This is a genomic window from Aquabacterium sp. (assembly GCF_050725395.1).
In the GTDB taxonomy this organism is placed as follows: Bacteria; Pseudomonadota; Gammaproteobacteria; order Burkholderiales; family Burkholderiaceae_C; genus Aquabacterium.
The window spans coordinates 1-2,794 of the sequence record NZ_JBOHHL010000082.1 but is presented as its reverse complement, the minus strand read 5'-3'; the positions used below and the strand labels follow the sequence as shown (position 1 = coordinate 2,794).

Here is a 2,794-nt window from a genome sequence, read left to right as displayed (position 1 = left end):
GGTTTGGGCCCATCCTTAGCTCTTTATATGCGTTCTTGGAGTCTCTTATAAGGTGTGGATTCACATATATAGCGTCAAGGGTTTCCCACATCTCAGCCGTCGAGGTATATGGGTCTGTATTACCTACATCGCGCGTGTACCTAGGGTGCAAGTGATCCTGCGCGTCTCCTTCGGTTCGGTTGAAGAGGTATAGCATAGCAGAACGCTCAGTTAGAAACATGCCTAGGTCTATTTCAAACTTATCTAGTATCTGGTCCTTCCATGCTAGATACTTGAGAGTGCTATCGTTACCAAACCGCGGCGGATCCTTTGCCTTGGGCTTGTAGTTCGAGCTAGTGGGAGCACTAACTGTAGTCGCTGTCGAGGCGCTGGCTTGGCGCTCTGTAGGAGGGTTTGGTGCTTCTTTTGAAGGTAGTGGCTGGTCTGACTGCTTAGCAGTAAGCATGCCTACGATCCGATCCATGACATCGCTCATGCTCTTCATTTGTGCTGCCTGTTGGGTAACTTGGAGGCTTAAATTGACTTGGGCCTCCTGGAGGGATAACATATTGGCTTGTCGTGTAAGAGGTGTATCGGGCTCCTCTTCACCTTCGTTCTGGAGGCGGGGATCGTCTGGGTCAAACTCAGGGTATGTGGCTCTATCGGTGGCCTTCAAAGGGCTTCCTGCGCGTGTAGTTGGCGCCATATTCTTGAGGGGGTAGCAGTCAGGTTGCTGGCCTATTAGTTGAATGCTCAATAGCCTTTCTGTGCCTTAATGCACAACACGGAGGGGTGTCCGAAGTCGATATCGCGGTGGAGTCGAGTCGAAGAAGAGAGTCGAAGACGTAGTACTGATTTAACCTCGAGTACAACGAGGGCAGGAAGAAGAAGAGTTTAGTATAATGTGACGGACCACGTACTCAAAAGCACCAACAAGAGGGCGAGCGCGCGAAAAGGTCTTATTTGTCAGAATACTAAACTAAGGAAGAAAGGAGAGGTTCTTAGGAGGTGGGGGGCCTTAAATACAGGTTGCGCGCCCGCCGCCCTAGTCCCGATTCGGAGCTCTCAACACCACTTATAATCTCCCCTGTTAGCATTCACTGGTTACAGCCCGCGCGCCGTCCCTTCTATACTATATACGCGTGACGTTTCTGGGTTATTGACCTAGAACCGTCACATTACCCCCCCCTTTGGAATGTCGATCGTCCCGATTGACCATGTATTACACCCCATCACTATTAAGGTCCTTATATTCGTCGCGCCCTGCATTATACGCCGCAATCCATTCTGGTAAGCGTTGTGGCGGCCCGGCTGCTAGGGGATATTTGTCGTGAAACACCTGTAGTTTATGTGGGGCGTATTTGAAGTTCGACGCTGGATACCACGTAGGATCCGGGTCGTGGCCAGTCCAGTGGACCCTATAATATAATCGCCGGCGTAGGGTCTTACTAGCTAGGACCTCTTGGACCTCGTATTCAGCGTCGCCAGTAACTTGAATTGGTGGCGGAGGTTCTTCAACTTGGCCAGGAAGGGGGTCCTCAGACGCCTTGCGTAATCGGTCTGAAGGGAGCACATTATGAACCTTGATTGAGTCCGGTAATTCTATGCGCCAAGAGTAACCGACCTGTTCTAGGACTTTATAGGGTCCTGCCATCTGCTGGTCGAGCTTTTTACTTGGCCGCTCAGTAGTCCAAGGCTTAGTCGAAACCCATACTTTGTCACCAACCCTCCAATCGACTGGCCGGCGGTGTGCATTCACAACACGCTCCTTTATAGTTTGAGCCTTCTTAATTGATTGGCGCGCATAGTCAACTGCCTGTGACATGCGCTGGGCAAGCTCTTTAGCGGTACGCTGGCTCAGCAACTCTATATCGCTAGACCCAGGCTGGGGGTCCTTCCAGTCGAACGAGGTACGTGGAGTGTACCCGTATAGAACCTCGAACGGTGATAGCATACCAAGGCTTGAATGTGGTAGCGTAAGTTGGGCGTAATCCATAAGAGGTAGCAGGTCTGACCAATTGTCCTGGTAGTAGCTAACAAAAGGTCGTAAACGCTGGTCGTTATATTCATTCATGATCTCAGTTTGACCGTCAGTTTGAGGGTGATTTGCCGTAGAGAGTCGTATTTTAACCCCTAGGATTCGACAGAACTCTCTCCAGAACTGGGATATAAATTGCGGTCCTCGATCAGAGACGATTGAGTCAGGGGGTCCAAAATAGCTATAAACGTGGCGTATAAAGAGGCGTGCCATGCCCTCAGCCGTAACCTCCTTATGGCATGGGATCGAGACTGCCTGTTTTGATAACCGGTCAATAACTACATATATATTGTCAAAACCCTTTTTGTCTTTTGGCGCAGATTTGAAATCCATGGTGATATGTTGCCAAGGACGCTGGGGTACAGGCAGGGGGTGCAGCATGCCAGGAGTCTTATCTCGTGGGGCGTGGCATCTGCGGCAAGTGTTACAGTTGCGGATATAGCGTTCGATATCATGCAGCATGTTCTTCCAGTAATATCGAGGTCGTAGAAGGTGATAGGTTTTATCCCGGCCAGGGTGTGCTGTTGACACTTGCGTGTGGGCTTCTTTAATTAATTCAGTAGTAAGGTTCTTGTCCCCTAATGGTACTACTAGCCGATCGTTATAAAGAAGCAGGCCCTCCTCTAGCGTAAAGTCGCCTTCTGAGCTTTTAGCTTGAGCGCGTAATGCATTTAGTGACGGCGCCTCTCGGTTAGCCTGGAGAAGTCGGTCCGTAAGTGCCACGGACTCTTGTATCGGGGCTAATTCCGTAAAGTCCTTGTTAATACAGGCAATATT

The 2,794-nt window shown here is 50.1% G+C and carries 2 protein-coding genes; both read right to left on the bottom strand.

Features of this window, described 5'->3' with window-relative positions; genetic code table 11:
* A partial coding sequence (locus ACREB4_RS21160; protein WP_431590215.1) for a hypothetical protein occupies positions 1-655 on the bottom strand: 655 nt, incomplete at its 3' end.
* Between the two features lie 546 nt (positions 656-1,201).
* Positions 1,202-2,398 (bottom strand): DDE-type integrase/transposase/recombinase, encoded by a 1,197-nt coding sequence (locus tag ACREB4_RS21155; RefSeq protein WP_431590216.1) that lies wholly within the window; start codon positions 2,396-2,398, stop codon positions 1,202-1,204.
* Between the last annotated feature and the right edge of the window lie 396 nt (positions 2,399-2,794).